Origin of the sequence: Gluconobacter aidae, from assembly GCF_009547075.1 — a bacterium.
Lineage (GTDB): Bacteria > Pseudomonadota > Alphaproteobacteria > Acetobacterales > Acetobacteraceae > Gluconobacter > Gluconobacter aidae.
Genome location: NZ_WIPH01000068.1, coordinates 1 through 5,362, shown reverse-complemented (window position 1 = coordinate 5,362; position 5,362 = coordinate 1). Strand labels below are relative to the sequence as shown.

The 5,362-nt window shown below is 53.9% G+C and carries 8 protein-coding genes; 2 read left to right on the top strand and 6 right to left on the bottom strand.

All coding sequences use genetic code 11. The annotated features are described in order from the left end of the window. Positions 1-86: 86 nt before the first annotated feature. From GFJ39_RS13500 to GFJ39_RS13485, 4 genes are all read right to left on the bottom strand, one after another. Positions 87-1,319, bottom strand: coding sequence for a PBSX family phage terminase large subunit (locus GFJ39_RS13500; protein ID WP_153431934.1), 1,233 nt, complete (start codon positions 1,317-1,319; stop codon positions 87-89). A 2-nt stretch (positions 1,320-1,321) separates the two neighbouring features. After that, entirely contained in the window at positions 1,322-1,771 is a 450-nt protein-coding gene (locus GFJ39_RS13495; RefSeq protein WP_153431932.1) for a terminase small subunit-like protein, read from the bottom strand. A 2-nt stretch (positions 1,772-1,773) separates the two neighbouring features. Further along, entirely contained in the window at positions 1,774-2,118 is a 345-nt protein-coding gene (locus tag GFJ39_RS13490; protein WP_153431930.1) for a hypothetical protein, read from the bottom strand. A gap of 62 nt (positions 2,119-2,180) precedes the next feature. Beyond that, a complete protein-coding gene (locus tag GFJ39_RS13485) occupies positions 2,181-2,813 on the bottom strand; it encodes a hypothetical protein (RefSeq protein WP_153431929.1) in 633 nt (210 codons plus the stop codon). A gap of 174 nt (positions 2,814-2,987) precedes the next feature. Here GFJ39_RS13485 and GFJ39_RS13480 point away from each other — a divergent pair, with 174 nt between their 5' ends. Together GFJ39_RS13480 and GFJ39_RS13475 are read left to right on the top strand one after the other, a co-directional pair. Further along, entirely contained in the window at positions 2,988-3,353 is a 366-nt protein-coding gene (locus tag GFJ39_RS13480) for a type II toxin-antitoxin system RelE/ParE family toxin (RefSeq protein ID WP_153431927.1), read from the top strand. A 2-nt stretch (positions 3,354-3,355) separates the two neighbouring features. Further along, the gene (locus GFJ39_RS13475) at positions 3,356-3,694 is read left to right on the top strand and encodes an XRE family transcriptional regulator (protein WP_153431925.1); all 339 of its coding nucleotides are present in this window, start codon (positions 3,356-3,358) and stop codon (positions 3,692-3,694) included. 173 nt (positions 3,695-3,867) lie between these two features. On the opposite strand, the gene GFJ39_RS13470 is transcribed toward GFJ39_RS13475, so the two are convergent. After that, on the bottom strand, positions 3,868-4,869 hold the full coding sequence (locus GFJ39_RS13470) for a superinfection immunity protein (protein ID WP_153431923.1): 1,002 nt from the start codon (positions 4,867-4,869) through the stop codon (positions 3,868-3,870). A 120-nt stretch (positions 4,870-4,989) separates the two neighbouring features. Then, on the bottom strand, positions 4,990-5,362 hold a 373-nt coding region (locus GFJ39_RS14355; RefSeq protein ID WP_228391970.1), incomplete at its 5' end, for a hypothetical protein.

Sequence of the window (5,362 nt, the reverse complement as noted above, 5' to 3'; positions counted from 1 at the left end):
CCCTCCACGTCGATCAGAGCGTGTGAGCACAGGCTCGCGCCGCTCGGGCAACGGCTTGCGCTCCCGGCTGAGGCTGAACCAGTGTTTCATCGACGTGTCCTTGATTTGTAGCCTGCGAACGAGGGCATTGAGCGGCGGTTCTGAATGATCCCATCGAGGGCGTATCGCAGTGCGTCGATCCAGTGGTTCCAGGCGTCCACTATGACCGGCAGCACTTCCTCGGTCTTGGGATCGACCTTGAAGGCGTACTTGCGAAACTCTTCTGCAATGCGAGGGCAGCGCCGATGAACGACGATGCGCTTGAACGCCTTCAGCCGATCGATGCCGTCTTCTACGCTCCCCGGCCACTTCTTGGCGGGCGTCATGTTGTAGCGATACCGGGTCGCCATAAAGCTGATGTTCTGAGGTGAGGCGCAGTCGGCCTTGATGGGCCAGCGTCGCGTTCCGGGGATCTCATCGAGCACGGCCGGCAGTTCATCCAAATGGATGCCGGTTCCACCCGCCTCGTAATCGACGTACAGCACGTCATCGACGATGAAGCAGCGGACGATTGCCGTTGGGTCCTGTGAAAACCCCCAGTCCAGCCCGTAGAAGAACCGCGCATCCTCAGGGGTCTCGAAATCATCGACCGTGACCCGCTTACGAAAGATCACCGCATCCGAGATGGTGATGTAATCACCCTCCCAGACATGATCGTATTCGTCAGGCCGTGCCCTCTGGTCCTCCATGCGCTCGGTTGGCAGTGTGCCGTCATCGAACCATGGATTATCGGACCAGTTCGCCCGTACCGCTGTGAGATCAGCACGGTCAGAACCTTCGCCTCGAAAGAACTCATCAATCGGATCGTCTGAAGACGCGGGGTTCCATGACGCCCATATTTCCGATCCCGGCTTACGCAGCGTTGGCCGGAGCATCCGCCACGAGTAGGAACTAATCGACTGTGCTTCCTCGATCCACGCACGGTCGAAGCCCTCGAGGGACTTGATGCTGTCAGCCGTGTGGTTCTGAAGACCCTGAAACACACTCAGACCATCGCCCGGCGTCTTTATGACCTGGTCCTGCACGTCGAAATGTTTGTGCAGGTTGAACTGATTGATCTTGTCCACGATCAACTGTTTGGATGATCGCGCAATCGACTTCTGGATTTCACGGATGCACACCGTTCGATGCCCGGGAATGGCCAGGTGCTCTTCGACGGTCAGGCCGCCAAAGAAGTGCGACTTGCCGGATCCGCGACCACCATACGCGCCCTTATATCGGTTCGGCTTCAGTAGGGGCAGAAAGACGCGCGCTGTGGGGATCTCCAGCGCCTTCGTCATGCTCAATCCTTCTTGGGTACGTCCACAACCACGCGCCTGATTTCCGTGAACTCCAATGGGCCGCCGTCAGCACCGGTGTGTTCTTGCGTGATCTTGTCGCCATAGACCTTGGGGGCCCGCTTACTCATCACCCACTTGAGCGCATCAATTTTGACGCGGGCAGCGGCAGCCGTCACAGGATCTGCCGATCGTGCCTCGCTCAGGATTTCTGCCTCATAAGCATCGGCAGCGACCTCGCGCGCGCGGGCGTATTGTGTGCTGCGTTCGGCATCGGCCCTGATGTATCGCCGGATCGTCGTCCAGTCCGGCATGTGAGCCATGGCGGAGATATCGCGGATCGTATGGCCCTGCTCGATCAGGTCCAGGACATCATCCCAGATTTCGGGAGTGATGGGAGTAGGCGGCGCTCTTTTGGGACGAGCCGAAATAACTTCCGCCTTCTTTTTCGCCATGACTACCTCACCAGATACTCGGCCACGCCAGCCTCGACGCGCCTCGCATCCATTTCGCGTTCAACCGCGCGTCGCATGCGGCAAAGAAGGGCAGGGGACAGAGAACCAGCCTTCGTCAGCTTGCAGGCATTGTGGAACACGAAGGGCTCGCACCGGATCAGAGCGCCATCGACCAGGCCGAGATGCAGGGTGTCAGGAAACTCGATCAGGATATCTGCGCGATGCCTGACGGTCCGTGTCGGGAGAACGGGACACAGTGCCGCGTTGCCTGATTGTATTTCCGCAATCACATGAAGCGACCCGCGCCATTTCACCACATCACCGACTGTGATTGTGGTTGCGGCCATCGCTGATTGTCCGGAATAAAATTGGCGCTATGGGCGCAATTATTCAGTGTTGTCCAACCGTATCAGTAGGCGCTGGCAGGTACAAGGTTTTTTTGCAGAGCGTTTCGCTCAATCGCCTGCCTGATCTCGCGTCGAGTATCGGCATAGGCCGCAGGAAGTTGGGCGACGATTAATGCGCATTGCGCTGAAACCTTCCCGCGTTGAAGAGCCTTCCCAAGAGCTGGGTAAAGTGCCGCCCCCATCGCTGAAAAAGACAGTTCCCGAGCCAGCATCATCTCCAGTCTTACATGAGCGCAGAGACCTAGCCGATCGCGGATCATGCCGATGCGTTCGGCCGCGTTCCCGCGGGAAATGGCGAACGTATGGACGTCCCCCTTCACATAGTCCGAAGGCAGCACATCTACCAGGATGTCCAGATATCCGTGGTTTGCGAACACATAGTCGCAGATCCACCAACGGGCCGCGTTGACTGCGTCTCCGTCGATATCTCCAGCCATATGGAGAGCGTTGACTGTGTTGAGCTTGATGCGCTTGCCACCGACTGTTTCAAAATCAGGTTTCGCCATCCGCTCCGGCGTAGGCGAATTATCCTCCGCTCTTGCGGGGATGAATGCCGTTTTTCGGACCGTCTTCGGCGTCGAAAACTGGCGGATCGTGTCGCCGAGTCCGGCGCGGGATTTAGCGGGTCGGGGCATAGCGGGATGTTAGTACAGGGGAGGGTGGCTGTACAAGGGGATTGAAAGCGCTAGCCATGTCTGAAATACCGACGCTCACATTTCAAACGCTCTTGTTACATAAATCATCTTGTCGCTGCACCTCACAAGGTGCATGATGTTGATATCGGGAGCACCATTGGACGGGGCTTTCGCATGAGGATTCCTAAGAGAATCGAGGCTGTTTTCTATCAGCAGGATTCGGGTAGGGAGCCTGTTCGTGATTTTCTTCTCGGCATTTCGCCGAAAGAGGATCGGATAAAGATCAACGCGGACATCCGTACTGTTGAGTATGGGTGGCCTATTGGGATGCCGACTTGCCGTCCATTGGCAGATGGCATTTGTGAGGTGCGAACCAACTTGACCAACCGCATCGCGCGGGTGCTGTTTTACATCGATAGAAGATCAAAAATGGTCCTTCTCTCGGGTTTCATCAAGAAAACAGAATCCACGCCTGCTGATGAGTTAAAAACCGCCCTTAGACGAAAGAAAGCGCACGAAGCTGCGCTTGGAGATAAATAGCCATGAACACGGAACGAGAAGTTGCCACCGTCCAGAACGAAAGCACCTTTGAGGACTTCCTTGTCGAAGACGGTGCACTGGATGAAGTGGACGCGATTGCTCTGAAGCGAGTTATCGTTTGGAAGCTTGAAGATAAGATGAAATCTGAAGGTATTTCGAAGAAAAGAATGGCCGAGGTGATGTCAACCAGTCGGCCACAGATAGACCGGCTTTTAGACCCTGAAAATATACGAGTTCAGCTTGATACAGTCATGCGCGCATCGAGGGCCTTAGGCTTAAAAATGAGCGTAAAATTTGAAGATGCCGATACGTCATCCTTGATGCCTGCTGAAGTCGATTAATTGAGTTCAGCATTGCGCTTGGGCGGATTGCACTGCAACCGCCGCACTCCCGCCCAAGGATTGAGCCTGAGGCACTTCCCTCAAGCTCCTTCCGGATCAGGCTCGGATATAGTACCGCGCCCCAGTGTCCGACCAAAAGGGTGGGGGAAATGAGGCGTGAGAAAGCATGGAACTTATTTAGACATAAACTGCATCATTACGCGCGTACGCAAGTCGTAGTCGATACTTCTTTCCATTGAACACGCCATTATCAGAGCGACGGCCCATCCTATAAATGTCCAGCCAAATAATATATTTACCAGAACGACAGCGGCCATTTTATTAACGCCACGATTTATGGCGATAATTGTTGGAAGCAAATACATTAAAAGAGAAACAACAACTATTGATACAGCTATCACAAAATACATAGAATTTTTTTGATTATTATTGGAATGATCTGGCAAAGATATGGGATTAATTGTCTCCTTTGATGGTGCCTGGTCTGTGTTAATTGGGAGGGGGATTTTAGGGGCTTGGGAGGCGGCGATGTCCTTACTTATTGCAGGTCGCACCGGCTCTTCGCCCGTCGCGTTCTGAGGCGTCTGGTTCAACAGCACAGTAGCATCATCGTCCGACAAAAAGCCATCGGCAGACGGACGTTTCGCCACGCGCTGCCATGTCTCGATTGCGGCGCGAGTGCTTTCCCCATAGACCCCATCGGCAATGCTTCCCGCGGGCAAATACCCAAGGTCAATCAGTTTTTGTTGAAGAATGCGATGCGTTAGGATTGGGCGAACTGCTTCCTCAGATGCATCCCCGGTCAATCGACCGCGATACTTTTCCGTCAAAACATTCATGTTGCGAATATAGCATGCCGAGTCTGCGACAGGCGCGACTTCTGGAGAAGACGGATCCGGAGGTGCGATACATTCCTTTAGAATTTCATCGTCGGCAATTGCCTCTTTTTTCAGAGACTTCCATCCGTCTTTCCCGACTATTTGACGAAGCGCGTAATATGCTTGATCAAACTCGAGTTCTGCCTTGGCTGCGTCGGAGTTCTGGCACAGCATAACTGCAATGCTGTCTGCAGGATTGGCCCGTGAACAATCGAAATCCGGACTGTATGACTGCGCTGCAGCTCCACCTACCGTCCAGGCAACCATCCCAGCGCACAAGAATAATTCACGGAACATCTACCCCTCCATTCACACTCCGTAACATGCCGGAGTTTGTGGCGGAGGGGAATGGTTAGATTTCGCTTGTACTGACGCACGGAACAAAACTAGAATCGGAGACGGAGAAACTTCAATGTCTTATGAATCAATCGTCCTGATCGGCTCAGGAATGCTTTTGTTCAATCTCTGGATTGCTACGTTTATTGCTTGGTCTTTGCACCGAATATCCCGTGATCTACTAGAGAAAATAGCTGTTATGGATAAACTCTTTGCCGACACCAAGGCGGCACCCTCAGCGTAAAGCTGAAGCGTTCTGAGGCCGGGAGGGCAATCGAAATCGATTTCAAGGGGCGCTTGGTCCTTCACCCGTCCTGTTCCGGGATATGCCAAATCTGTACCTTCCGGATTTCGCAGAGCGACGCTGTGTATCACAAAACCTTGTTGAGATGGGTTTCGAATATCTATTGCGAAGCTTACTGCATAACTATTCTTGTGATGAGGAGTGGTCCAT